Raw genomic sequence first — 24,195 nt, 5'->3', positions numbered from 1 at the left:
CAGAGTTAACCCGTGGTCAGGCTCGGCTCAAGCCAGTCTTAAGGATCGGTGGGAGCGAGCTGAGCTGCGGATTCCCGTATACGGGCGGACCTACTGTGCCGGATGTGACCACCGAGGCCAGCCATCCTCTCTATGTATCCCTCCGCCCCGAACCGGCCCCCGCGCCGCCGACACCCGTCCCGCCGAGGCCTGCGCCGCCGAGGCCCGCCCCGCCCCTGCCCGCCCTGCGGCTCGCCCCCGAGCGCCTGCGGACCGGGATCCTCGGTGGCGCCGGGGCCGTCGCCCTGCTCTGGGGCGTCCAGGCCCGGCCCTCCGCCCGCCTCGACGCCCTCTTCGCGTCCGGCGCGCACCTCACCGGCCTGCTCGCCGGGTACGGCGTCCTCGTCCTGCTGCTGCTCATGGCCCGCGTCCCGGCCGTCGAGCACGGCGTGGGCGCCGACCGGCTCGCCCGCTGGCACGCCCTCGGCGGCCGGTACGTCCTCGGCCTGATCGGCGCCCACGCGCTCCTCGCGCTCTGCGGTTACGCCGTGCACACCCGTACCGACCTCGTCACCGCCACCGGGGACCTCCTGGCGTACGGGGCGATCGCCGCCGCCACCGCAGGCACCGCCCTCTTCGTCGCCGTCGGTGTCACCTCCGCCCGCGCCGTACGGCGCCGCGTCCGGCACGAGGTCTGGCGCGCCGTCCACCTCGGCGGGCTGCTCGCCGCCGCCCTCGGCTTCGTCCACCAGCTCGCCGGACCCGACATCGCCGACAGCCTCCTCGTCCGCTGGCTCTGGTCGATGGCCCACGGCACCGTCGCCGTCCTCCTCCTCTGGTACCGGCTCGTCGTCCCCGTCCGCGCAGCCCTCCGCCACGAGCTGCGGGTCGTCGAGGTCCGCGACGAGGGCCCGGGCGTCGTCTCGGTGCTCGTCCGCGGCAGGGGAGTGGCCCGACTCCGCGCCGAACCCGGCCAGTTCTTCCGCTGGCGCTTCCTGCGGCGCGGGCTGTGGGCGACCGCCCTGCCCTTCTCCCTCTCCGCGCCCGTCCGCGACGACACCCTGCGGATCACCGTCAAAGCGCTCGGCGACCACACCCGCCGCATCCGCCGGCTCCGCCCCGGCGTCCGCGTCCTCGCCTCCGGCCCCTTCGGCGCGCTCACCGCCCACCGCCGCACCCGCCGCAAGGTGCTGCTGCTCGCGGGCGGCGTCGGCATCACCCCGCTGCGCGCCCTGTTCGAGACGCTGCCCGGCGGGCCCGGCGACGTGACCCTGCTCTACCGGGCCTCGAACGAGGCCGGTCTCGTCCTGCGCGAGGAGCTGGAGGCCATCGCCCACGAACGGCAGGCCGCCCTCCACTTCCTCCTCGGCCGCTCCGACGACTCCTTCGACCCGCTCGCGCCGCGCGCCCTGCGCCACCTGGTGCCGGACCTCACCGCCCACGACGTCTACCTCTGCGGGCCGCCCGCCATGGCCCGCGCCGCCACCGCCAACCTGATCCGGGCCGGGGTACCGGCCTCCCGCATCCACAGCGAGGACTTCGATCATGCCTAGACACGGTGCCCCCCGCGTCCCGCGCGCCCAGTCCGTCGAGCAGGCCCGGCGTCGGCTCGCCGCCGCCCTCGTCGGCGCCGGTGCGCTCGCCGCGACCCTCCTCACGGCCTCCGTCTCCCCGGCCGCGCCACCGGCCCCCGACCGGGGCCCGGGCGCCGCAAGCTCAGACGTAGCTCAACTCTCCAGAGATTGATGGACGGGGCAACGATCTGCTCCCTAGGCTCACGGGCATGCCCGAGATCTCGCTGACCACCCTTGTCCTGCTGTGCCTCGCCGCGCTCGTGGCGGGCTGGATCGACGCGGTGGTCGGCGGCGGCGGGCTGCTCCTGCTGCCCGCCCTGCTCCTCGGACTGCCGAACGTCCAGGCCGCCCACATCCTCGGCACCAACAAGGCCGTCGCGATCGTCGGCACCACCGGGGCCGCGATCACCTATGTCCGCAAGGCGCCCGTGCAGGTCTGGACGGCGGTGCGCATCGGGCTCGCCGCGCTCACGGGCTCCATGGCCGGCGCCTTCTTCGCGGCGGGCATCAGCAGCGACGTCCTGCGCCCGGTGATCATGGTCGTGCTGCTCGCGGTGGCGGCCTTCGTGATGCTGCGGCCGTCGTTCGGCGCCAAGGCCGCGGGGGAGGACCGGGCGCCGCTGACCCGGGCCCGGATCGTCACCGCGATCGTCGTGGTCGGCGGCGGGATCGGCTTCTACGACGGCCTGTTCGGTCCCGGCACCGGCACCTTCCTGGTGCTCGCGCTGACCGCCGTCCTCCACCTCGACCTGGTGACCGCCTCGGCGACCGCGAAGATCGTCAACGTCTGCACCAACGCGGGCGCGCTCGCGATGTTCGCGTACCAGGGCAGCGTGTACTGGCAGCTGGCAGGCGTCATGGCGGTCTTCAACCTGATCGGCGGGACGGTCGGGGCGCGGATGGCGCTCAGCAAGGGGGCCGAGTTCGTGCGCGGGGTGCTGCTCGTGGTGGTGCTCTCGCTGGTCGCGAAGCTCGCCTTCGACCAGTGGGCCTGACCTTCACCGGACCGGCCCCCGGACCCGTCACGGGGCCGGCTGTCGCACCCCGATGAGGTGGCCGTAGGCGACCACGTTCCCCTGGTAGCCGTTCTTCTTCGAGAAGCCGCCGCCGCAGGTGATCACCCGGATCTCCGCGCGGTTCGCCTCGTCGTACACCTTCCGGTCCGGGAAGTCCTTGTTCTCGTAGACCTCGACCGCGTCGACCGTGAACACCGCGGTCCGCCCGTCCTGCCGGTCCACCTCGATCCGGTGGCCCTTCTTCAGGGCGCCGAGCGTGTAGAAGACCGCGGGTCCCTCGGCGTTGTCGACATGGCCGGCGACGATCGCCGTGCCCTTGGCGCCGGGCGGGGTGCCGTTCTCGTACCAGCCGGCCATGTTCCGGTTCCCGGCGGGCGGCACGTCGAGCGAACCGTCCGAGGCCAGGCCGAGCCGCATCATCGGGGTGTCCACGTCGGTCTCGGGGATGCGCAGCCGGACCGGCGCCGAGGGCGGCAGCGGGTCGGCAGCGGCGTCGGTGTGCACGCTCGGCCCGGCGGCGAAGGCCTGGGCAGCCGACGGTACGGGCGGGGTGACCTGCTCAGAGCCGTTCTGGACGAGCCAGAGCCCGACGCAGGCGGCCACGGCTATGCCCCAGCCCTTGCTCCTGTTGCCCACCTGGGCTCCCTGGGGTGTGGCCCTGCCCCCGCCGGGCCGTGATCGGGCGCTCCGGCGGGGGCAGGACAGGCGGATGGTCTCAGTGGCCCTGCGCGCCGCTCGCCCGGCGGCGCAGGAGCCAGACCCCGCCCACGGCAGCTGCGGCCAGCACCGCCGCGCCTGCCGTGACCTGGGCGGTGTCGGGGCCGACGCTGCCCCCGACACCGGTCTGTACGTGGCCGCTGGGACGACGGTGCTTGACGGTCAGGTCGCCCCGGGCCGTCTTGCCGTTGTCGCAGGCCACACTGATGCCGTACGTACCGGCCTTGGCGTGCTCCGGTACGTGGAACTGGCCGACCACGACGTCCTTGTGCGTGCTCGGGCGCAGCTGGAACTCGCCCGCGCCGAGCGAGTTCGCGTCCCCGACGCCCCGGCCGTGCTTGCCGCAGGCGAGGGTGTTCACCGTGACGCTGGTGCCGGGTTCGGCCTCGGAAGGGAAGATTTCGAGCCACTCGGAGTCGCCGGCGAATGCCGAGGGGACGGCGAGGGCTCCGATCGCGGCGACCGTCAGCGCGGTACCGGTGAACAGGCGGACAATGGTGCGCATGGGGGGCCTCCGGGGCGCGCGAGCGGTCGAGCGGGGCGGTCCTCCCGGGAGGGACTTCCCGGAACGGCCTTCTGTGACCGAGATAAGAGCCGCCGCGCGCGCCGCGCCTCCTGATGAGGCATCAGGATTGAGCCGTCCGATACGGTGTGTCGCCTGGATTTTCTGTGTTTACGCAGGTCAGGGCGGGTTTCGTTGTGTCAGTCGATGCCTCGTGCCGAACGGGTGATCAGGTGCCCCCGTCGGGCGGGCCCGCTCCGCCCTGCGCGCCCGCCAGACCCTGTCAGGCCCCCGTGAGGCCGCTGATCGCCGCCAGCGCCCACTCCTGCGCGCCCACCGTCGCGCCGGCCGCGATGCCGGTGGCCACCGGGGCGAGCGCGCCCCGGAGCGTCGTGAGCGCTCGGCGCACCCTGCCCTCCTCGACCGGCTCGTCCTGGCTGATCACCGCCAGGACCTCCTCGGCCGCCTCCCGGGTGTCCTGCCGGTCCTGCTCGGAGAGCCCGGCTTCGGGGAGCTGCCGGAGGAGCTCGGCGATCCGCTCGGCGAGTGCCTCGTACCCCGGTGCGACCGTGCCTGCCGTGCCGTTGTTCTGCTGGTTCTGGGTGACGGTCCCGTTGTCCCAGGCGAACTGGCCCTGCGAGACGGTGCCGTGGAACACCGGTCCGTTGTAGTGGTTGACCTGAGGTGCGCCGTTCTCGGGTGCGCCGTTCAACGGTGCGCCGTTCTCGTCCGGTCGGTCGTTCATGAGCGGGAACCGTCCCCTTCCGTCCGCTGCTGGTGCTGGGTGACGTGCTCGTTGCCCCAGGCCACCAGGGTGTCCCGGACCGGTCCGGTGAAGACCGCCCCGTTGAAGATGTTGATGATCTGCTGCGGCGGCGCGGTCGGTTTCTCCGCGTGCCGGAGGATCTTGAGCGAGGTCCGCAGCCGGACCGTCTCGACCCGGCCGTTGCCGACGACGGCCACCCCGCGGGTGCCGTTCACCGCGCAGTCCACCAGCTGCCCGCCGGCCTCCGCCTCGAAACTCGCGCCGGCGTTCGCGCAGTCGGTGAACTCGCTCCCCGTGATGTCGAGGTACGCGGAGCCCGTCCCGTAGACGCCGAGCGCCCCCGAGCCGTTCACGGTGAGGTTGCGTGCGATGAGCCGTCCACTGCCGAGGGCGCCGGCTCCGGCGCTGCTCACCGCCGTGGCGGTGCTGTCGGTCACCCGCAACTGGGCCTCGTCGGAGACGCCGAAGCCGAGAATGCCGTGCTCCGCCGTCACGTTCCTGAGCATGACGCGGGACTGGCCGCCGATGGCCACGGCTGCCGTCTCGCAGTCGCGGAACACCGCGTCCGTGACCTCGGCCGTGGTGCCCCCGTTGCCCCGGGCCTCCAGGCCGGCCTGGCAACGGTCCACCCGTACGTGCGCGAACGTGGCCCCGGAGTCGTCGAAGACCCGTAGCGCGGTGTTCGTCAGGTCCTCGACCGAGATGCCGGTGAAGCGGCCACGGGAGCTCTCGGTGACCGCGATCCCGACGTTGCCCCCGGAGATCCGGCAGCCGTGCACCTCCGGTGCGCCGCCCCTGGTCGAAAAGACCGCGATGTTGCCGGAGCCGAGCACCTGGCAGTCCTCGAACCGGCCCCGGGCGTCCGTCTGCACGTTGATGCCGGTGTCGTGGCAGTCGGCGAGGACACAGCCGCGCACCACCGGGTCGGCGCCGCCGGCCGCGCCGATCCCGTGCCGGGCGCCGGTGACCCTCGTACGGTCGACGGAACCCCGGGACTGCTCGGTGAACATGATCCCCTCGCCGTGCACGGACGTGATCGCGCAGTCCGCCACGACGAGCCGCGCCCGGGTGTCCGCCATGAGGGCCGCCTTGCCGGTGCCGGTCAGCTCGCAGCCGGTGACCTCGGCGTGCGCGTCGCTGACGCGCAGCCCGTGGATCCTGCTGCCCTCGATCCGGCTGTCGCGGACCGTGACGTGAGCGCCCTCGATCACGGCGATCGCGTTGTCGGCGGCGTCGGTGAACCGGCAGCGCTCGACCAGCCCCGCACCTCCGGTGAAGAGCGTCCGGCCGTGGGCGACCAGGCTGTCCCGGAGGGTGACCGTGGAGTGCGGTCGCGCGTGCACGGCGATGCCGCTGTGGGCACGGATCTCGGTGTGCTCGAAAGTGAGCGTGCCCGCGTGGCAGGCGACGGTGTCCGCCTCGCGGCCGACCAGCGTGAGGCCGTGCACCCGGACCGATCCGGAGGCGTCCAGGACGGTGTTCCGGGGCAGGCCGACCACGACGGAACCGGGTCCCTCGGCCGCCACCAGCTGTACGTCGCCGCGGACGGTGAGGGCCTCCTCGTACCGGCCGGGCGCGATCTCGATCAGGGCCGGCCGGCCCCGCGCGCCCGCCGCCCGGAGCGCCGACGTGATGTCGCGGTGGGCACGGCGCCGGCCGTGCGGCGCGACGACGTATCGCGTGACCATCCCGATGACTCCCCCCCCGCGTCGGTCCCGTGTCGCTCTACAACTCGTCCCACTCCACCGAGTCGTACACCGAGTACACCCGCTCCATCAGCTCCTCGTCCACCGCGAACGCCACCTCGTCGATCGCCGTCACGGCCGCGATGGAACGGGAGTTGGTGACGAGTGCGGCCCGGTAGCCGGAGAGGTCGGCCAGGGTGACCGGGCGCCGGACCGAGGGCAGACGGGGTTCCAGGAGGGCCATGGTGATGCCTTCGAGGCACGGCGCCGACGGCCAGACCAGGGAAGTCCCGTCCCAGAAGGCGATGTTGGTGACGGCTCCCTCGGCGATCTCGCCGTACGGGGAGGTCAGTACGGCCTCGTCGTAGCCGGCCCGCTGGGCCGCCTCACGGTGGTAGCTCTGGCCGAAGCCGCCCAGGTGCTTGATGTGCGGCGCGGGCCGCCAGTACTCGGCGGTCGTCAGGCGCTGCGGGGCGCCGAGGCCGTCCGGGGCGGGGGCGGCGACGGTCACCGCGATCCGGACGTCCGGGTACACGTAGACGCGCACGGAGGCGTTCCGCTGCCCGGAGGTCTCCAGTGCGCCGGTGATCAGGGCGCGGACGTGCTTGCCGTCCAGCTCCCGGCCGAAGAGCTCGCGGTTCGCGCGGTCGAGGCGGGCGAGGTGCAGGTCGAGGCCCTTCACGCGCCCGTCCCGTACCTGCATCGCCGTGAAGTGCCCGAAGCCGGTCATGAGGGCGGCGAGCAGCCCGGGGTCGGTCGCGGGGGCGCCGTCGATCTCGATGTGCGGGGGCGGAGTCGTCATGCACTCACCGTACGTCCGGGGAAACGGCCTTGGGGAAGAGCTTCGGATCGCCGCTTGACCTCAACCAAACTTGAGGTACCACGATCATCGGCATGGACATCGCGAACGCCACCACGGCCACCGTTTCCCCCGCCTCCTCCACGACTCCCGCCGCTTCGCAGGACGCCCCGGCCCCCCTCACCCTCGCCCTCGTCATCGCCAGCGACCGCGAAGGCCGCTTCGCCCCCGTCGTCACCGACTGGTTCCGCTCCCGCCTCGCCGAGCGCGAGGACTTCACCGTCACCGTCGTCGACCTCGCCGAGGTCGACCTCCCCACCTCCCTCTCGTACGACCCGTCCCCGGCGGTCCGCGCCGAACTGGCCAAGGTCACACCGGTGCTGGAGGACGCCGACGCGTACGTCGTCATCACCCCCGAGTACAACCACTCCTTCCCCGCCGCCCTCAAGAACCTGATCGACCGGCACTACACCGAATGGCAGGCCAAGCCCGTCGGCTTCGTCTCCTACGGCGGAATGTCCGGCGGCCTGCGGGCCGTCGAGCAGCTCCGGCAGGTGTACGCCGAGATGCACGCGGTCACCGTGCGCGACACCGTCTCCTTCCACAACGCCCACGGGCTGTTCGACGAGGACGGACGGCACAAGGACCCCGCCGCGGCGGAGGGCGCAGCCAAGGCGCTCCTCGACCAGCTCGGCTGGTGGGGACGCGCCCTCAAGGACGCCAAGTCCGCCCGCCCGTACGGCGCGTGAGGGTCCGTCATGATGCTGCTGCGACTCCTCGCGCCCCGCCTCAGGCCGTACCGGACCCTCCTCGCCCTCCTCGTCGCCCTCCAGCTCGTCCAGTCCCTCGCCTCTCTCGCCCTGCCCACCCTCAACGCCGGCGTCATCGACCAGGGCGTCCTGCGCGGCGACACCGACCGCGTCCTCGGCGGCGGCGCCACGATGGTCGCCGTCACCCTCCTCCAGGCCGCGGCCGCGGCCGCAGCCACCTACACCGGCGCCCGGATCGCCATGGGCGTCGCCCGCGACCTGCGCTCCGAAGTCTTCCGCCGCGTCCAGGAGTTCTCCGCGCGGGAGCGGGGCCGCTTCGGCGCCGCCTCCCTCATCACCCGTACGACCAACGACGTCCAGCAGATCCAGACGTTCACCGTCCTCGTCCTGACCATGCTGGTCGCCGCGCCGCTCCTCTGCTTCGGCGGCATCGCCATGGCGCTGCGGCAGGACGTGCCGCTCGCCCTGGTGCTGTTCCTCTTCGTGCCGGTGATGACCGGCGCCGTCGGCACCGTCGTGCTGCGGATGCGGCCGCTCTTCAAGGGCATGCAGGACCGCATCGACCGTGCCAACCGCATCCTGCGCGAGCAGATCACCGGCGTCCGGGTGGTCCGCGCCTTCGTCCGCGACCGGCACGAGAGGGAACGGTTCGCCGCCGCCAACGACGAACTCCGCTCCGTCGGCCTCCGGGCCGGCCGGCTCCAGGCCCTGATGTTCCCCACCGTGCTCATCGTCTGGGAGCTGACGACCGTCGCGCTCGTCTACGTCGGAGCCCACCGCATCGAATCCGGCGCCCTCCAGCCGGGCGGGCTCGTCGCCTTCCTCGGCTACCTGCTCCAGACCTCGATGTCCGTGATGATGGTCCTCTTCCTCCTCATGCACATGCCCCGGGCCGAGGCGGGCGCCGAGCGCGTCCGCGAGGTGCTCGACACCCGCTCGTCCGTCGTCCCGCCGGCCGATCCGGTCCGGACCCCGGTCAGCCGGGGGCACCTGGAGGTCAAGGGCGCGGAGTTCCGGTACCCGGGTGCGGAGGAGTCCGTCCTCAAGGACGTCGGGCTCGAGGCCCGTCCGGGTGAGACCACCGCGATCATCGGCTCGACCGGCAGCGGCAAGTCGACCCTCCTCGGGCTCGTGCCCCGGCTCTTCGACGCCACCGGCGGCGAGGTCCTCGTCGACGGCGTCGACGTCCGCCGGCTCGACCCCGAGCTGATGGCGAGGACCGTCGGACTCGTCCCCCAGAAGCCGTACCTCTTCTCCGGGACCGTCGCCACCAACCTCCGGTACGGCAAACCCGACGCGACCGACGAAGAGCTCTGGCACGCCCTGGAGGTCGCCCAGGCCACCGACTTCGTCCGCGGGCTCGACGAAGGCCTCGACGCGCCCGTCTCCCAGGGTGGCACCAACTTCTCCGGCGGCCAGCGGCAGCGGCTCGCCATCGCCCGGGTCCTCGTCGCCCGCCCCCGCCTCTACCTCTTCGACGACTCCTTCTCAGCCCTCGACCCCCGGACCGACGCCCGGCTCCGTGCCGCTCTGCGCGAGGAGACCGCCGACGCGACCGTCGTCGTCGTCGCCCAGCGGGTCTCCACCATCCGGCAGGCCGACCGGATCGTCGTCCTCGACCGGGGCCGGAACGTCGGCACCGGCACCCACACGTCCCTGATGCGGGACAACCCCACCTACCGGGAGATCGTCCTCTCCCAGCTCACCGAGGAGGAAGCCGCATGAGCACAGCCACGGCGAGCCGCGCAGCGAAGGACACTCCCACCGGAGCCGTCCCCGCCCGCACCGGACCCTCCTCCCCGCAGCGCGGCCCCGGCCTCCCCGCCCCCGCCCTCGAACGCTCCCTCTCCTTCCGCGCTTCCGGCCTCCGGCTGCTCCGCACCCTCGCCCCCGACCGGACCCGGCTCCTCGGCGTGTTCCTCGCCGGTGCCACGGCGGTCTCCCTCTCCGTCCTCGGCCCCCTCTTCCTCGGCCGTGCCACCGACCTCGTCGTCACCGGCGCCACCGGCCCGGCCGGGGTCGACTTCGCGGCCGTCGGCCGGGTCCTCGCCCTCTCCGTCGTGGTCGTCGCCGGCTCGTCCCTCTTCACCTGGGTCCAGCTGCGGATCGCCACCACCGTCGTCCAGCGGGCCGGCCACCGCCTCCGCGAACAGGCCCAGCACAAGCTCGCGAAGCTGCCCCTCGGCTACCTCGACCGGCAGTCGCGCGGCGAGGTCCTCTCCCGCACCACCAACGACATCGACAACATCACCCAGACCCTCCAGCAGGCCCTGAGCCAGATGAGCCGCGCCCTCCTCACCCTGGTCGGCGTCCTCGCGATGATGTTCTGGATCTCCCCGGTGCTCGCCCTCGTCGCCCTCGCCACCGTGCCCGTATCGGTCGCCGTCGCCGCCTTCGTCGGCCGCCGTGCCCAGCCGCAGTTCGTGAAGCAGTGGGCGGTCACCGGCCGGCTCGGCAGCCACGTCGAGGAGATGATCACCGGCCACACCGAGGTCGTCGCCTTCGGCCGGCGCGCCGAGGCAGTCCGGCGCTTCGACGAACTGGGCGACGAGCTCTACCGGGCGAGCTTCCGCGCCCAGTTCGTGTCCGGGTTCATCCAGCCCGCCCTGACCTTCGTCGGCAATCTGAACTACGTCGCCATCGCCGTGGTCGGCGGACTGCGGGTGGCCGGCGGCACGCTCTCCGTCGGCGACGTCCAGGCCTTCATCCAGTACTCGTACGAGTTCAACGGCCCCATCACCCAGGTCGCCGCCATGGCCAACCTCCTCCAGTCCGGAGTGGCCTCCGCCGAGCGGGTCTTCGACCTCCTCGACGCCGAGGAGGAGGACCCGGACCCGGCACGGCCGCTGCGCCCGGAGACGCTCCGCGGCCGGGTCTCCTTCGAGAAGGTCGCCTTCCGCTACGAGCCGGGCAAGCCGCTCATCGAGGACCTGTCCCTCGCCGTGGAGCCCGGCCGGACCGTCGCCATCGTCGGACCCACCGGCGCGGGCAAGACGACCCTGGTCAACCTGCTTCTCCGCTTCCACGAGGTGACCGGCGGCCGGATCACCCTCGACGGCGTCGACACGGCGGCGATGAGCCGGGAGGAGCTGCGCTCCGGCATCGGCATGGTCCTCCAGGACACCTGGCTCTTCGGCGGCACCATCGCCGACAACATCGCGTACGGGGTGCCCGGCGAGGTCTCGCGCGAGCGGATCGTCGAGGCCGCCAGGGCCGCGCACGCGGACCGCTTCGTCCGCACCCTGCCCGCCGGGTACGACACCGTCCTCGACGAGGACGGCGGCGGCCTCAGCGCCGGCGAGAAGCAGCTGATCACCCTGGCCCGCGCCTTCCTCTCCGACCCCGTCATCCTCGTCCTCGACGAGGCCACCAGCTCCGTCGACACCCGGACCGAACTCCTCGTCCAGGAGGCGATGACCTCCCTCCGGGCGGGCCGCACCAGCTTCGTCGTCGCCCACCGGCTCTCCACGATCCGGGACGCGGACACCATCCTGGTGATGGACGGCGGCTCGATCGCCGAGCAGGGCAGCCACGACGAACTCCTCGCCGCCGGGGGAGCGTACGCCCGGCTGCACGCGGCCCAGTTCGCCCGTACGGTGGAGACGTGATCGTCACCGTCCGCACCACCACCGACGCACGCGCCAAGGCCGACGCCCTGGCGCGTGGCGCCGTCGAGGCCCGGCTGGTCGCCTGCGCGCAGATCTCGGGGCCCGTCACCTCCGTCTACCACTGGCGGGGTGCGATCGAGACCACCGAGGAGTGGGAGGTGGTGTTCAAGACCACCGAGGCCCGCTACCCCGCCCTGGAGGCGCACCTCCTCGCCGCCCACGACTACGCGACGCCCGAGATCCTCGCCACCCGGGTGACCCGGGCCGGCGAGGCGTACGCCCGCTGGGTCGAGCGCGAGACCGCCGCCGCCCGGGAGATCAAGGCCCCGGCCCCCGAAGAGCGGCCGTTCTTCGTCTACGGGACGCTGCGCCCGGGCGCGTACAACCACGACCGGTTCCTCGCCGGCCGGATCGGCACCGAGGCGGACGCCGTGCTGCACGGGGCGGTCCTGCACGACGGTCCCGGCTATCCGTACGTCGTCCCGGCGGACGGCGGCCGGGTGGTCGGCACCCTCCTCACGCCCGCGCCCGACGCCTACGGCGAGCTGTTCGGCCTGCTCGACCGCCTGGAACTGCCCGTCGGCTACGAGCGGGTGGCCATGGACGTCGTCCGGGTACGGGACGACGCGCGGGTGTCCGCATGGGTGTTCCTGGCGGCACCGGACGCGCCCCTCGGCGAGATCATCGAGAGCGGCGACTGGTTCAACCGGCCGTAGCGTCCCCGGGGGGAGCGGTTGGTTCAACCGGTCGTGGCGTCCCCGGGGGGAGCGGTTGGTTCAACCGGTCGTGGCGTCCCCGGGGAAGAGCGGCTCCAGACGGACCGCGCACACCTTGAACTCGGGCATCCGGGAGATCGGGTCGAGCGCCGGGTTCACCAGGGTGTTGGCCCGGCCCTCGCCCGCCCAGTGGAACGGCATGAAGACGGTGTCCGGCCGGATGGCCGTGGTGATCCGAGCCGGGGCGACGGCCCGGCCGCGCCGCGAGACCACCGCGATCCGCTCGCCCTCGGCCACCCCGAGCCGCTCGGCGACCCGGGGATGGAGCTCCACGAAGGGGCCGGGGGCCGCCGCGTTCAGCTCGTCGACCCGCCGGGTCTGCGCGCCCGACTGGTACTGGGACACGACCCGGCCCGTGGTGAGGACGACGGGATACTCGGCGTCCGTCTCCTCGGCCGCGGCCCGGTGCACCACCGGCACGAACCGGGCCCGTCCGTCGGGCGTCGCGAAGCGGTCGAGGAAGAGACGCGGGGTGCCCGCGTGCTCGGTCTCGCCCACCGCGGTCTCCGGGCAGGGCCAGAACACGCCCTGCTCCTCCTCGATCCGGCGGTAGCTGATGCCCGAGTAGTCGGCAGGACCGCCGGCCGAGGCCCGGCGCAGCTCGTCGAAGACCTCCTCCGGTTCGGCGGGGAAACCCTTCTCCCAGCCGAGGAGCCCGGCGAGCGCGTGCAGCACCTCCAGGTCGCTCCGTACCCCCGCGGGCGGGGTGAGGGCGCGCCGCCGGAGCAGTACCCGCCCCTCCAGGTTGGTCATGGTGCCGGTCTCCTCCGCCCACTGGGTGACGGGCAGCACGACATCGGCGAGCGCGGCGGTCTCGGAGAGCACCACGTCGGCGACGGCGAGGAAGTCGAGCGAGCGCAGCCGCCCCTCGACGTGCGCGGCGCGGGGCGCGGAGACGACCGGGTTGGAGCCCATGAGGAGCAGCGACTTCACGTCGCCGCCGAGCGCGTCGAGGAGCTCGTACGCGCTCCGCCCGGGACCGGGCAGCGACTCGGGGGGCACGCCCCAGACCCCGGCCACGTGCGCGCGTGCGGCCGGGTCGTCGAGCTTGCGGTAGCCGGGGAGCTGGTCGGCCTTCTGGCCGTGCTCGCGGCCGCCCTGGCCGTTGCCCTGGCCGGTGAGGCAGCCGTAGCCGCTGAGGGGCCGGCCCGCCTTCCCGGTGGCCAGGCAGAGGTTGATCCACGCGCCCACGGTGTCGGTGCCCTTGGACTGCTGCTCGGGGCCGCGCGCGGTCAGGACCATGCCGGTGGCGGCGTCGCCGAACAGCGCGACGGCCTCCCGGAGCAGCGGCAGCGGCACGCCCGTGATGCGTTCGACCTGCTCGGGCCAGTGGGACATGGCCCCGGCGCGCGCGGCCTCCCAGCCGGAGGTGCGGGTCGCGACGAACTCCTCGTCGACGCGCCCCTCGGCCACCACGAGGTGGAGCATGCCGAGGGCGAGCGCGAGGTCGGTGCCCGGGCGGGGGGCGAGGTGGAGGTCGGCCTGCTCGGCGGTGCGGGTGCGGCGCGGATCGACGACGATCAGCTTCCCGCCGTTCTCCCTGAGCTCGGTGAGGTAGCGGAGGGCGGGCGGCATGGTCTCGGCCAGGTTGGAGCCGACGAGGATCACGCAGCCGGTCTTCGGGATGTCCTCCAGGGGGAACGGCAGCCCCCGGTCGAGCCCGAACGCCCTGCCGTGCGCGGCGGCCGCCGACGACATGCAGAAGCGCCCGTTGTAGTCGATCTGCGAGGTGCCGAGCACCAGCCGGGCGAACTTCCCCAGCGTGTACGCCTTCTCGTTGGTGAGGCCGCCGCCGCCGAAGACCCCCACGGCATCGGGACCGTGGTCGGCGCGGGTCCGGCGCAGCCCGTCGGCGACGGCGGCGAGGGCCTCCTCCCAGGACGCGGGCACCAGGGCCCCCGAGTCAGGGCAACGGACCAGGGGCTCGGTGAGCCGGACCCGGGAGGAGAGCACGGCGGGGGCGGTGCGGCCCTTGCCGCACAGCGCACCCCGGTTGACGGGGAAGTCGGTCCGGTCGACCACCTCGGCGGGCAGCTCCGGAGCGCCCGTGGGGCGGAGCGACATGCCGCACTGCAGGGCGCAGTAGGGGCAGTGGGTGGGTACGGCGGTGACCTCGGACATGGGACCAGCGTGGGTCAGGCGTGTTACGCGGGGCGGCACCGCTGATTACGGGCGCGGTGCCATGCTCTCCGTCCGCTACGGCTTCCGGGGTGAGGCCAGCGCCTCGGTGACGCCCTTCTCCTCCGGGCCGAGGAAGTGCGGGTCGGGCCGGAGCGCGGCGTCGAGGGAGGCCTTGCCGGCGGCGAAGATCTCCCGGGTGGTGCCGTAGTACCAGGTGCGGTCGTGGGGTTCGGGGACCCCGACGCCGTACGCGTCGACGCCGGCCCGTCCGCACAGCGCGACGGCCCGCTTGATGTGGAAGTCCTGGGTGACGAGCACGGCGCGGTCGACGCCGAAGACCTTCCTGGCCCGGACACAGGAGTCCCAGGTGTCGAAGCCCGCGTAGTCGCTGACGATCCGGCCGTCCGGCACCCCGCGGGCGGTGAGGTAGGTGCGCATGGCGCTGGGCTCGTCGTACGCGGTCCTGCTGTTGTCGCCGGTGACGAGCAGGACCCGTACCTTCCCCGTCCGGTACAGCTCGGCGGCCGCGTCGAGCCGGTGCGCGAGGTACGGGGTGGGGCGCCCCTTCCACAGGCCGGCGCCGAAGACGACGGCGACGTCCCGGGCGGGCACGTCCGCGGTGGTACGGAGCTTCCCGGCGGCGGCGGTGTGCATCCAGGTGACGGGGGTGAGCGCGAGGACGGCGCCCAGCATCACGGCCTGCACGGTACGGCGGCGGGCCCGGGTGGTGCGCGGGATGAACCGGGTGAGCCCTGCCGGCATGCGGGAACCTCCGTGGCGGGTGGATTCGGTGTCGTGTCGTCACCCCGTCCGACGCGCGTCGGCGGGATTCGGTTCGGCGGCGGCGTCACGTGTTCCGTACAACACACCGGCGAGGACCATGCCGAGCAGCATGCCGAGCAGCTGGGCGGCGGCGAAGGCGGGGACCGAGCCGGGGGCGATGCCGGTGAAGGAGTCGGAGAACGCGCGGCCGACGGTCGCGGCCGGATTGGCGAAGGAACCGGAGGAGGTGAACCAGATCGCCGCGCCGATGTAGCCGGCGACCGCGACCGGGGCGAGCCCGGGGCGGCCGATGTGGCGCAGGCCCCGGACGACGAGGACGAGCCCGGCGGTGGCGACGGCCTCGCCGAGCAGCAGATGGAGCGCGGAGCGCGACTCGGTGGCCCAGGCACCGGGCGCCCGCCCGAACATCGCCTCGGCGAGCAGCGCGCCCGTCACGGCCCCGGCGAGCTGGGCGCCGATGTAGGCGAGGACCTCGCGCGAGCCGCCGGTACGGCGCCCGGACCACCACTCGGAGAGGGTGACGACGGGGTTGAAGTGGGCGCCGGAGAGCGGCCCGATGAGGGCGATGAGCAGTCCGAGACCGATGGCGGAGGCCGCGGCGTTGGCGAGCAGTCGGACGCCGATGTCCTGGCTCAGGGCGTCGGCGCGGATGCCGGAACCGACGATGACGGCGACGAGGGCGCCGGTTCCGATGAACTCGGCGGCGGCGCGCCGGGGGAGAGCGGGCGGGGACATTCTCATGGCGGAAAAGATATTCCGTGATTCGGAATCGGGAAAGGGGGCAGGGTAGGCGTGGGGAATCCGCCTGACACCCGCCGGGGCACGCGCGTGAGGTCACCGAAACACGCACGTGAGAGCAGGGAGAACAGTCGTGACCCCGGTGCAACGGGCAGGCAACCTGCGCCCCGCAGGATCGATGCATGACGGATCCGGACAGCACGCTCGCCCACGCCGCCGGGCTGCTCGGCAGGATCACCGAGCAACTCGGAACCCAGCTCGGCCACCTGCGTCCGTACGGCCACCGGCCACGGAAGCAGGAGCAGGAGGTATGCCCGCCCATGAACATCACAGGCCGTGCCGCGCCCGCCCCCACCGGGTCCGCCCCGGCCCGACCCGCCCTCGCGGGAACGGCCCCGACCGCACCCGCCCTCGTCGCCGTCGGCCACGGCAGCCGGGACCCCCGCGCCCGCGCCACCCTGAGCCGGCTCCTCGACCGCGTCCGCGCGCTGAGGCCCGGGCTCGACGTACGGCTCGCGCACATCGAACTGAACACCCCCCTCCTCGACGCCACCCTCGCCGAGCTCGCCGCCGAAGGCCGGCACGCCGTCCTCGTCCCCCTGCTCCTCGCCCCCGGGTACCACGTCACCCACGACCTGCCCGCGGCCGTCGCCGCCGTCCACGGGCTCCGCGCCCGCGTGGCCGAGCCGCTCGGCGCGCACCCGCTGCTCGTCGAAGCCCTCGCCGACCGGCTCGCCCGCGCCGGCTGGACCCCCGAGGACGGCACCTCACGGACCGCCGGGGTCGTCCTCGCCTCCGCCGGATCCCGCGACCCCCGCTCCGGCGCCGAGCTCCGCCGGATCGCCGGCCTGCTCGGCGAGCGGCTCGGCGGCGTCCCCGTCGTCCCGGCGTACGCCTCCGCCGCCGCGCCCACCGTGCCCGAGGCCGTCCAGGCCCTCGCCGCCCGCGGCCGCCACCGGGTCGCCGTCGCCTCCTGCTTCACCGCCCCCGGCCTCTTCGCCACCCGCGCCGCCGCGCACGCCCCCTGGATCGCCTCCGCGCCCCTCGGTGCCCACCCGGCGCTCGCCCGCCTGGTCCTGCACCGCTACGACGGGGCGCTCCGCGCGACCACCCGGGAGCGGGAACTCGCCACCGTCTGAGCGCTTCTGTCGGTCCCTCCGGTTACCTTCGGTGCATGGCAGGCATCCCAGACGACACAGACAGCGCAGACATCAAGGGCAGCCCGGACCTCACCGACACCCTCGGCGCCACCGACACCCCCGGCTACGGCGCCGACGCGACCGACCGCTGGGCCGCCGAGCCCGACAAACGCCCCGGGCGCACCGCCTTCCAGCGCGACCGCGCCCGCGTGCTGCACTCCGCCGCGCTCCGCAGGCTCGCCGGCAAGACCCAGGTCGTCACCCCCGGCACCCGTGGCCACGCCTGGGACGCCAGCCCCCGCACCCGGCTCACCCACTCCCTGGAGTGCGCCCAGGTCGGCCGGGAGCTCGGCGCCGCCCTCGGCTGCGACCCCGACCTCGTCGAGGCCGCCTGCCTCTCCCACGACATGGGCCACCCGCCCTTCGGGCACAACGGCGAGCAGGCGCTCAACGACGTCGCCAAGGACTGCGGCGGCTTCGAGGGGAACGCCCAGTCGCTCCGCCTCCTCACCCGGATCGAGCCCAAGCGCTTCGTGACCGACGCCGACGGAGAGCTCGTCAGCGTCGGACTCAACCTCACCCGCGCCGCCCTCGACGCCGCCACCAAGTACCCGTGGCCGCGCGGCGGCCACCCCGACGAGCCCGGCTCGTCCAAGTTCGGCGTGTACGAGGACGACCTGCCGGTCTTCGCGTGGATCCGGCAGGGCGCCCCCGGCCACCGCAAGTGCTTCGAGGCCCAGGTCATGGACTGGTCGGACGACGTGGCCTACTCGGTCCACGACTTCGAGGACGGCCTGCACGCCGGGCACGTCGACCCCAACCTCCTGCTCGCCGAACCCGAGCGCGCCGACATCGCCGCCGTCGCCATCGGCCGCTACGTCCCCGAGGACACCGACCCGCAGGAGCTCGCCGAGGCCCTCGACCGGCTCGTCGACCAGGAGTGGTGGCCGCACGGCTACGACGGCTCGGCCGTCGCCCAGGCCCGCCTCAAGGACGCCACCAGCCAGCTCATCGGCCGGTTCGCCCTCGCCGCGGAGGGCGCCACCCGACAGGCGTACGGCTCGGGCCGCCTCACCCGCTACGGAGCCGAACTGGTCGTCCCCCGGGAGACCCGCAACGAGTGCGCGGTCCTCAAGGCCGTCGCCGACCGGTACGTCATGCAGCGCCCCCAGCAGGAGGCACTCCGCGCCGACCAGCGGATCGTCGTCGCCGAACTCGCCGAGGCCCTCGTCGTCCGCGCCCCCGACGGACTCGAACCGCAGTTCCGCTCACTGTTCGACCAGGCGCGCGACGACCGGGCCCGCAAGCGCGTCATCGTCGACCAGATCGCCTCCCTCACCGACGCCTCCGCCCGCGCCCTCCACGCCCGTCTCCGTCCGCACCACGGCTGAGCCGCCGCCGGGCCTCCTCGGAGTCGGCCCTCTTCCGTCACCACCCTCCGTGCGGGACGCTCGCATGCACGGCCCGAGGCGGTACGGCCCGACGAACGCCCGGGGGCGTAGGTTGGAAGCGGTCGCAAAGAGGAGGAAACGACGTGGTCGACGCAGATCAGACCTTTGTCATCGTCGGCGGGGGCCTGGCAGGGGCCAAAGCGGCGGAGACCCTGCGTGCCGAGGGGTTCAACGGCCGGGTGATCCTCATCGGCGACGAACGCGACCACCCCTACGAGCGCCCACCCCTGTCCAAGGGCTACCTGACCGGCGCGAAGGAACGCGACAGCGTCTTCGTCCACGAGGCCGCCTGGTACGCGGGCCACGACATCGAGCTGCACCTCGGGCAGTCCGTCACCGCCGTCGACCGCGAGGCCCGCACCGTGCGCCTCGGCGACGGCACCGTCATCCGCTACGACAAGCTGCTCCTCGCCACCGGCGCCGAGCCCCGCCGCCTCGACGTCCCCGGCACCGAGCTCGCCGGTGTCCACCACCTGCGCCGGCTCGCCCACGCCGACCGGCTCCGCCAGGTCCTCGCCTCCCTCGGCCGCGACAACGGCCACCTGGTGATCGCCGGCGCCGGCTGGATCGGCCTGGAGGTCGCCGCCGCCGCCCGCGGCTACGGCGCCGAGGTCACCGTCGTCGAGTCCGACCCCACCCCGCTGCACCGGGTCCTCGGCCCCGAGCTCGGCCAGCTCTTCGCCGACCTGCACACCGACCACGGCGTCCGCTTCCACTTCGGCGCCCGGCTCACCGAGATCGTCGGCCAGGACGGCATGGTCCTCGCGGTCCGCACCGACGACGGCGAGGAGCACCCGGCCCACGCCGTGCTCGCCGCGATCGGCGCCGCCCCCCGCACCGCCCTCGCCGAGAACTCCGGTCTCGCCCTCGTCGACCGCGCCGACGGCGGCGGCATCGCCGTCGACGAGTCGCTGCGCACCTCCGACCCCGACGTCTTCGCCGCCGGCGACGTGGCCGCCGCCCACCACCCGCTGCTGCACACCCGGCTCCGCGTCGAGCACTGGGCCAACGCCCTCAACGGCGGCCCGGCCGCCGCCCGCGCCATGCTCGGCCGGCGCGTCTCCTACGACCGCGTCCCCTACTTCTTCTCCGACCAGTACGACCTGGGCATGGAGTACTCCGGCTGGGCGCCCCCCGGCACGTACGACCAGGTCGTGGTCCGCGGCGACACCGGCAAGCGCGAGTTCATCGCCTTCTGGCTCAAGGAGGGTCGGGTCCTCGCCGGGATGAACGTGAATGTGTGGGACGTCACAGACCCCGTCCAGCAGCTCATCCGCTCCCGTACGGCCGTGGACACCGACGCCCTCGCCGACGCCTCCGTACCCCTGGAGAGCCTGATCTGATCACCTCCGCCCGCACGTAGACTTCATGCGTGGCAGGCAGGATCAACGATGACGACGTGAAGGCGGTCCGGGACGCGGTCCCGATCGACGCCGTCGTGTCCGAGTACCTCCAGCTCCGCAACGCGGGCGGCGGAAACCTCAAGGGTCTCTGCCCCTTCCACGACGAGAAGTCGCCCTCCTTCCAGGTCAGCCCCAGCAAGGGACTCTTCCACTGCTTCGGCTGCCAGGAGGGCGGCGACACCATCGCCTTCGTGATGAAGATCGACCACCTCTCCTTCTCGGAGACGGTCGAGCGCCTCGCCGCCAAGGCGGGCATCACCCTGCGGTACGAGGAGGGCGGCTACAACCCAGGCCACCAGCGCGGGGAGCGCATCCGCCTGGTCGAGGCGCACAAGGTCGCCGCCCAGTTCTACGTCGACCAACTCGACTCGCCCGAGGCGGAGATCGGCCGCAAGTTCCTCGCCGAGCGCGGCTTCGACCAGGCCGCCGCCGCCCACTTCGGCGTCGGCTACTCCCCGGCCGGCTGGGACCACCTCACCCGCTACCTGCGCGGCAAGGGCTTCTCCGACAAGGAGCTCACCCTCTCCGGCCTCTCCCAGGAAGGCCGCCGCGGCCCCATCGACCGCTTCCGCGGCCGCCTCATGTGGCCGATCAAGGACGTCGGCGGTGAGATCGTCGGCTTCGGCGCGCGCAAGCTCCGCGACGACGACAACGGGCCCAAGTACCTCAACACGCCCGAGACCCCCATCTACAAGAAGTCCCAGGTGCTCTACGGCATCGACCTGGCCAAGAAGGACATCGCCAAGGTCAGCCGGGCCGTCGTCGTCGAGGGCTACACCGACGTCATGGCCTGCCACCTCGCCGGGGTCACCACCGCCATCGCCACCTGCGGCACCGCCTTCGGCGGCGACCACATCAAGATCCTCCGCCGGCTCCTCATGGACAACGGCTCCGCCCGCGTCATCTTCACCTTCGACGGCGACGCCGCCGGCCAGAAGGCCGCCCTGCGCGCCTTCGAGGACGACCAGAAGTTCGCCGCCGAGACCTACATCGCCATCGCCCCCGACGGCATGGACCCCTGCGACCTGCGGCTCGCCAAGGGCGACGAGGCCGTCGCCGACCTCGTCCAGCCCCGCACACCGCTCTTCGAGTTCGCCCTCCGCCAGATCGTGAAGCGGTACGACCTGGAGACCCCTGCCGGTCGCGCCGCCGCCCTCGACGAGGCCGCGCCCGTCGTCGCCCGGATCAAGAACATCGGCGCCCAGCACGAGGTCGCCGTCCAGCTCGCCGGCATGCTCGGCATCCTCGACACCCAGTTCGTCGTCAAGCGGGTCGCCCAGCTCGCCCGCTGGGCCCGCGACCGCGGCGGCAAGGGCCCCGCGCAACAGACCCCGCAGCGCGGCTACGACACCGCCGCCCCGACGACGGCCGTCTCCTCCGGCCCCGCGCTCAACCTGCGCAGCCCCGCCCACCGCACCGAGCGCGAACTCCTCAAGCTCGCCCTCCAGCGCCCCGAGCTCGTCTCCCCGGCCTTCGACGCCTACGGGACCGACGAGTTCACCGCCCCGCCCTACGCGGCCGTCCGCCAGTGCGTCCAGGACGCCGGAGGCGCCACCGGAGCCCCCTCCGACTACCTCGACACCGTCCGCGAAGCAGCGCCCAACGACACCGTGCGCGCCCTCGTCACCGAACTCGCCGTCGAGACGATCTTCGCCAAGAACGTCGACGAGGCCTACGCCGGCGACCAGCTCGTCACCGTCCGGCTCCGCGCCGTCGACCGCCGCATCCGCGAGGTCCAGGGCACCCTGGCCCGCCTCGGCGCCCAGGGCGACCCCGAGCAGCACGCCGCCGTCCAGAACGAACTCTGGGTCCTCACCCAGTACGGCCAGTCCCTGCGGAACAACGGCGCCGCCGCACTCTGACGCACAGTCAGTCACGCCGCGGTCTCAAAAAGTCACCGCACGCCCCTCGTGGGCTCACTGTGTCGTACCCCACACTGGGTGACGGTGTCGTCCCGCTGCCCTACGCCCCCGGACCGGCAGCGATCACCCCCCTGGAGGTCGCCCGCCGTGCAGACCCGGATCGTGTCCCAGGAACCGCCCGCCGCCGCACCGGACGAGTCGCCGGAGACACCACCCCAACGCCGCCGCCCCGACCCCGGCGGCAACGGGCCCTCCTCCGACCTCTTCCGCCAGTACCTCCGCGAGATCGGCCGCATCCCGCTGCTCACCGCCGAGGAGGAGGTCGACCTCGCCCGCCGCGTCGAGGCGGGCCTGTTCGCGGAGGAGAAACTCGCCAACACCCCCGACCTCGACTCCCGGTTGGCGAGCGACCTGGACCGGCTCGTCGTCCTCGGCAGGATCGCCAAACGCAAACTCATCGAGGCCAACCTCCGCCTCGTCGTCTCCGTCGCCAAACGGTACGTGGGCCGCGGGCTGACCATGCTGGACCTCGTCCAGGAGGGCAACCTCGGACTCATCAGGGCCGTCGAGAAGTTCGACTACGCGCGCGGCTACAAGTTCTCCACGTACGCCACCTGGTGGATCCGCCAGGCGATGTCCCGGGCCCTCGCCGACCAGGCCCGGACCATCCGCGTCCCCGTGCACGTCGTCGAACTCATCAACCGCGTCATCCGGGTCCAGCGCCGCATGCTCCAGGAACGCGGCTACGAACCCACCGCCGAGGAGGTCGCCGCCCAGCTGGACGTGGCCCCCGAGCGGGTCGGCGAGGTGCTCCGCCTCGCCCAGGAACCCGTCTCCCTGCACGCCCCCGTCGGCGAGGAGGACGACGTCGCCCTCGGCGACCTCATCGAGGACGGCGACGCCGCCTCACCCGTCGAGTCCGCCGCCTTCCTGCTGCTCCGCCGCCACCTGGAGGACGTGCTCTCCACCCTCGGCGAGCGCGAACGCAAGGTCGTCCAGCTCCGCTACGGCCTCGACGACGGCAGGCCCCGCACCCTGGAGGAGATCGGCCGGATCTTCGGCGTGACGCGCGAACGCATCCGCCAGATCGAGTCCAAGACCCTCAGCAAACTGCGGGACCACGCGTACGCGGACCAGCTCCGCGGCTATCTGGACTAAGGAGTCGGGGGGCCCAGCTCGTCCAGCGTGCACGTCCACGGGCCCTCGGCGTGCAGGAGCAGCACCAGCGGGCCCGGCGCCAGCGGGACCGTCTCCCGCCGGGCCCCGGTCTTGCTGAGGGCCAGGTCCGGCGACGGCGAGAGATTCGAGAGTCCGGCGACCTCGTGGCACCAGATGCTGGAGTAGCCCCTGTCTCCGTCGGGCGAAGCCCCGAACACCATCCGGAGATCCGCGGCCCCGCCGGTGTGCAGGAGGGCCTCGGGGCCGTAACCCCGGAGCGTTCCCTCCAGGCGGCGGGCGGCGGCGACCGGCTTCACCCGCAGGAGCCACCGGTTCGGGGCGGAGAGCCGCACGCGCAGCGGCCGGTTCTCCGGGACCGGGGTGACCGTGCTGCCCCGGAACTCGGGCAGCTGGGTGGTGAAGAGGGCCTCGTCCTGGTGGTTCCGGCCGTCCAGCGTCCAGACGGAGACGTACTCGTCACCCTGGTGCGCGAGCTCGACGAGGACCGGGCCGGGCGGTACCCGCCGGTCCGTGGTGATCACGTCGTCGCCCTGTCCTTCGACCACGAAGGGCTCGAAGACCGGCCCGAGCTCCCAGCCGGCGACGAGCTCGTACGGCCGGTCGGCCGGCGGGTACGACCCCGTGGCGACGGGCGCCCGGAGCGGCTCCTCGGTCCCGCCCGGCGCTTCGGTCCCGGCGGTTGCCTCGGGAGCGGGCGTGCTCGCCGCGGACGGCACCTGCTCCGGCACCTTCACGACACCCGTCAGCGGGACGGGGCCGGTGACCGCAGCCGCGGCCGGGGGAGCGGAGGCGGCCTCCACGACCGGCTTCTCCGAGGGACCAGGGGCCGGCTTCTCCATCCGACCCGCGGCCGGCTCCTCCTCCGCGACCTCGACCCCGTAGGCCGTGACGAGCTCCGCGAGCCCGGAGACGTATCCCTTCCCGATCCCGGTGAACTTCCAGCCGCCGGACTCGCGGAAGAACTCGCCGTACACGACGGCCTCCGCGTCGTCCGGACGCGCGATCAGCCAGGCGACGACCACCGCCCTGTCCGGGGCCATCGCCGCCAGCGAGCCGGAGGTCGCCGCACCGGCGATCACGATGCGCTCGACCTCCGGCTCCACCTCGTGCAGCGCGAGGGACATGGACTTCTTCGTGTGCTTCACCGCGCCGGACGGGTGAACCGGCTGCCCCTCGAAGACCATGTCCGCGTCTCCGCGGACCCGGCCGTCCGCTCCGAGCAGCAGAGCCGCTATGTCCGTGTTTCCGATGCCGACCAGCAGGGTGACCGAAGGCACCCAGGAACTCTCGGTTGTGTGACCCATGCCGCACATCATGCGGCACGGGT

Annotated in this window: 21 protein-coding genes; 12 read left to right on the top strand and 9 right to left on the bottom strand. The window is 73.3% G+C overall.

All coding sequences use genetic code 11. The annotated features are described in order from the left end of the window. Nucleotides 1-224: 224 nt before the first annotated feature. From ACZ4XX_RS19375 to ACZ4XX_RS19365, 3 genes are read left to right on the top strand one after another with little or no spacing between them, the layout of a single operon-like run. Entirely contained in the window at nt 225-1,532 is a 1,308-nt protein-coding gene (locus ACZ4XX_RS19375; protein ID WP_468509133.1) for a ferredoxin reductase family protein, read from the top strand. After that, the gene (locus ACZ4XX_RS19370) at nt 1,525-1,725 is read left to right on the top strand and encodes a hypothetical protein (RefSeq protein WP_468509072.1); all 201 of its coding nucleotides are present in this window, start codon (nt 1,525-1,527) and stop codon (nt 1,723-1,725) included. Before ACZ4XX_RS19375 ends, ACZ4XX_RS19370 begins: the two co-directional genes overlap by 8 nt. 37 nt (nt 1,726-1,762) lie before the next feature. Then, the gene (locus ACZ4XX_RS19365) at nt 1,763-2,548 is read left to right on the top strand and encodes a TSUP family transporter (RefSeq protein WP_468509071.1); all 786 of its coding nucleotides are present in this window, start codon (nt 1,763-1,765) and stop codon (nt 2,546-2,548) included. Between the two features lie 27 nt (nt 2,549-2,575). Here the strand turns inward: ACZ4XX_RS19365 and ACZ4XX_RS19360 are convergent, their stop codons facing one another. The 5 genes from ACZ4XX_RS19360 to ACZ4XX_RS19340 form a co-directional block, all read right to left on the bottom strand. Then, nucleotides 2,576-3,205 carry a class F sortase gene (locus ACZ4XX_RS19360; protein ID WP_468509070.1) on the bottom strand — a complete coding sequence of 210 codons (630 nt, stop codon included), beginning with the start codon at nt 3,203-3,205 and terminating at the stop codon, nt 2,576-2,578. A 79-nt stretch (nt 3,206-3,284) separates the two neighbouring features. After that, a complete protein-coding gene (locus ACZ4XX_RS19355; RefSeq protein WP_468509069.1) occupies nt 3,285-3,791 on the bottom strand; it encodes a hypothetical protein in 507 nt (168 codons plus the stop codon). A 280-nt stretch (nt 3,792-4,071) separates the two neighbouring features. Continuing rightward, nucleotides 4,072-4,533, bottom strand: coding sequence for a hypothetical protein (locus ACZ4XX_RS19350; RefSeq protein ID WP_468509068.1), 462 nt, complete (start codon nt 4,531-4,533; stop codon nt 4,072-4,074). Continuing rightward, entirely contained in the window at nt 4,530-6,242 is a 1,713-nt protein-coding gene (locus ACZ4XX_RS19345) for a right-handed parallel beta-helix repeat-containing protein (RefSeq protein ID WP_468509067.1), read from the bottom strand. The genes ACZ4XX_RS19350 and ACZ4XX_RS19345 overlap by 4 nt, the downstream gene beginning before the upstream one ends. Nucleotides 6,243-6,279: 37 nt before the next feature. Continuing rightward, nucleotides 6,280-7,041 carry an aminotransferase class IV gene (locus tag ACZ4XX_RS19340; protein ID WP_468509066.1) on the bottom strand — a complete coding sequence of 254 codons (762 nt, stop codon included), beginning with the start codon at nt 7,039-7,041 and terminating at the stop codon, nt 6,280-6,282. Nucleotides 7,042-7,133: 92 nt separating this feature from the next. Between ACZ4XX_RS19340 and ACZ4XX_RS19335 the strand changes: the two genes are divergently transcribed. The 4 genes from ACZ4XX_RS19335 to cutA are packed head-to-tail and all read left to right on the top strand — an operon-like array spanning nt 7,134 to nt 12,132. Beyond that, the gene (locus ACZ4XX_RS19335; protein WP_468509065.1) at nt 7,134-7,787 is read left to right on the top strand and encodes an NADPH-dependent FMN reductase; all 654 of its coding nucleotides are present in this window, start codon (nt 7,134-7,136) and stop codon (nt 7,785-7,787) included. Between the two features lie 12 nt (nt 7,788-7,799). Further along, nucleotides 7,800-9,533 (top strand): ABC transporter ATP-binding protein, encoded by a 1,734-nt coding sequence (locus ACZ4XX_RS19330; protein ID WP_468509132.1) that lies wholly within the window; start codon nt 7,800-7,802, stop codon nt 9,531-9,533. After that, complete coding sequence (locus ACZ4XX_RS19325) at nt 9,530-11,416, top strand: ABC transporter ATP-binding protein (protein WP_468509064.1); 1,887 nt, start codon at nt 9,530-9,532, stop codon at nt 11,414-11,416. The genes ACZ4XX_RS19330 and ACZ4XX_RS19325 overlap by 4 nt, the downstream gene beginning before the upstream one ends. Continuing rightward, the gene (cutA, locus tag ACZ4XX_RS19320; RefSeq protein ID WP_468509063.1) at nt 11,413-12,132 is read left to right on the top strand and encodes a divalent cation tolerance protein CutA; all 720 of its coding nucleotides are present in this window, start codon (nt 11,413-11,415) and stop codon (nt 12,130-12,132) included. The genes ACZ4XX_RS19325 and cutA overlap by 4 nt, the downstream gene beginning before the upstream one ends. A 60-nt stretch (nt 12,133-12,192) precedes the next feature. Here cutA and ACZ4XX_RS19315 read toward each other — a convergent pair whose 3' ends face one another. The 3 genes from ACZ4XX_RS19315 to ACZ4XX_RS19305 all read right to left on the bottom strand — a co-directional run bounded on the left by ACZ4XX_RS19315 (nt 12,193) and on the right by ACZ4XX_RS19305 (nt 15,837). Further along, the gene (locus ACZ4XX_RS19315) at nt 12,193-14,313 is read right to left on the bottom strand and encodes a molybdopterin oxidoreductase family protein (RefSeq protein ID WP_468509062.1); all 2,121 of its coding nucleotides are present in this window, start codon (nt 14,311-14,313) and stop codon (nt 12,193-12,195) included. Between the two features lie 75 nt (nt 14,314-14,388). Further along, on the bottom strand, nt 14,389-15,075 hold the full coding sequence (locus ACZ4XX_RS19310) for a SanA/YdcF family protein (protein ID WP_468509061.1): 687 nt from the start codon (nt 15,073-15,075) through the stop codon (nt 14,389-14,391). 39 nt (nt 15,076-15,114) lie between these two features. After that, nucleotides 15,115-15,837, bottom strand: coding sequence for an aquaporin (locus tag ACZ4XX_RS19305; protein ID WP_468509060.1), 723 nt, complete (start codon nt 15,835-15,837; stop codon nt 15,115-15,117). Nucleotides 15,838-16,016: 179 nt separating this feature from the next. Between ACZ4XX_RS19305 and ACZ4XX_RS19300 the strand changes: the two genes are divergently transcribed. The 5 genes from ACZ4XX_RS19300 (at nt 16,017) to ACZ4XX_RS19280 (ending at nt 22,847) form a co-directional block, all read left to right on the top strand. Continuing rightward, nucleotides 16,017-16,973, top strand: a complete 957-nt coding sequence (locus tag ACZ4XX_RS19300) for a sirohydrochlorin chelatase (protein WP_468509059.1) — start codon at nt 16,017-16,019, stop codon at nt 16,971-16,973. A 35-nt stretch (nt 16,974-17,008) separates the two neighbouring features. Further along, nucleotides 17,009-18,364: a deoxyguanosinetriphosphate triphosphohydrolase gene (locus tag ACZ4XX_RS19295; RefSeq protein WP_468509058.1), complete on the top strand. Its 1,356-nt coding sequence runs from the start codon at nt 17,009-17,011 to the stop codon at nt 18,362-18,364. 143 nt (nt 18,365-18,507) lie between these two features. After that, entirely contained in the window at nt 18,508-19,767 is a 1,260-nt protein-coding gene (locus ACZ4XX_RS19290; RefSeq protein ID WP_468509057.1) for an NAD(P)/FAD-dependent oxidoreductase, read from the top strand. 29 nt (nt 19,768-19,796) lie between these two features. Then, a complete protein-coding gene (gene dnaG, locus ACZ4XX_RS19285) occupies nt 19,797-21,689 on the top strand; it encodes a DNA primase (RefSeq protein ID WP_468509056.1) in 1,893 nt (630 codons plus the stop codon). Nucleotides 21,690-21,737: 48 nt separating this feature from the next. Next, nucleotides 21,738-22,847 carry an RNA polymerase sigma factor gene (locus ACZ4XX_RS19280; protein ID WP_468509055.1) on the top strand — a complete coding sequence of 370 codons (1,110 nt, stop codon included), beginning with the start codon at nt 21,738-21,740 and terminating at the stop codon, nt 22,845-22,847. Here ACZ4XX_RS19280 and ACZ4XX_RS19275 read toward each other — a convergent pair. After that, complete coding sequence (locus tag ACZ4XX_RS19275) at nt 22,844-24,172, bottom strand: TerD family protein (RefSeq protein ID WP_468509054.1); 1,329 nt, start codon at nt 24,170-24,172, stop codon at nt 22,844-22,846. The genes ACZ4XX_RS19280 and ACZ4XX_RS19275 overlap by 4 nt on opposite strands. Nucleotides 24,173-24,195: the final 23 nt, after the last annotated feature.

The sequence above is a fragment of the Streptomyces sp. NPDC029956 genome (assembly GCF_055574655.1).
This window is presented reverse-complemented; position numbering and strand designations above follow the sequence as displayed.

Bases quoted from the DNA above. Each gene is read 5' to 3' on its own strand.
- ACZ4XX_RS19365 (WP_468509071.1), top strand. From the start codon at position 1,763: ATGCCCGAGATCTCGCTGACCACCCTTGTCCTGCTGTGCCTCGCCGCG.
- ACZ4XX_RS19355 (WP_468509069.1), bottom strand. From the start codon at position 3,791: ATGCGCACCATTGTCCGCCTGTTCACCGGTACCGCGCTGACGGTCGCC.
- ACZ4XX_RS19340 (WP_468509066.1), bottom strand. From the start codon at position 7,041: ATGACGACTCCGCCCCCGCACATCGAGATCGACGGCGCCCCCGCGACC.
- ACZ4XX_RS19275 (WP_468509054.1), bottom strand. From the start codon at position 24,172: ATGGGTCACACAACCGAGAGTTCCTGGGTGCCTTCGGTCACCCTGCTG.
- ACZ4XX_RS19300 (WP_468509059.1), top strand. From the start codon at position 16,017: ATGACGGATCCGGACAGCACGCTCGCCCACGCCGCCGGGCTGCTCGGC.
- ACZ4XX_RS19335 (WP_468509065.1), top strand. From the start codon at position 7,134: ATGGACATCGCGAACGCCACCACGGCCACCGTTTCCCCCGCCTCCTCC.
- ACZ4XX_RS19305 (WP_468509060.1), bottom strand. From the start codon at position 15,837: ATGAGAATGTCCCCGCCCGCTCTCCCCCGGCGCGCCGCCGCCGAGTTC.
- ACZ4XX_RS19295 (WP_468509058.1), top strand. From the start codon at position 17,009: ATGGCAGGCATCCCAGACGACACAGACAGCGCAGACATCAAGGGCAGC.
- ACZ4XX_RS19315 (WP_468509062.1), bottom strand. From the start codon at position 14,313: ATGTCCGAGGTCACCGCCGTACCCACCCACTGCCCCTACTGCGCCCTG.
- ACZ4XX_RS19330 (WP_468509132.1), top strand. From the start codon at position 7,800: ATGCTGCTGCGACTCCTCGCGCCCCGCCTCAGGCCGTACCGGACCCTC.
- ACZ4XX_RS19370 (WP_468509072.1), top strand. From the start codon at position 1,525: ATGCCTAGACACGGTGCCCCCCGCGTCCCGCGCGCCCAGTCCGTCGAG.
- ACZ4XX_RS19350 (WP_468509068.1), bottom strand. From the start codon at position 4,533: ATGAACGACCGACCGGACGAGAACGGCGCACCGTTGAACGGCGCACCC.
- ACZ4XX_RS19325 (WP_468509064.1), top strand. From the start codon at position 9,530: ATGAGCACAGCCACGGCGAGCCGCGCAGCGAAGGACACTCCCACCGGA.
- ACZ4XX_RS19345 (WP_468509067.1), bottom strand. From the start codon at position 6,242: ATGGTCACGCGATACGTCGTCGCGCCGCACGGCCGGCGCCGTGCCCAC.
- ACZ4XX_RS19310 (WP_468509061.1), bottom strand. From the start codon at position 15,075: ATGCCGGCAGGGCTCACCCGGTTCATCCCGCGCACCACCCGGGCCCGC.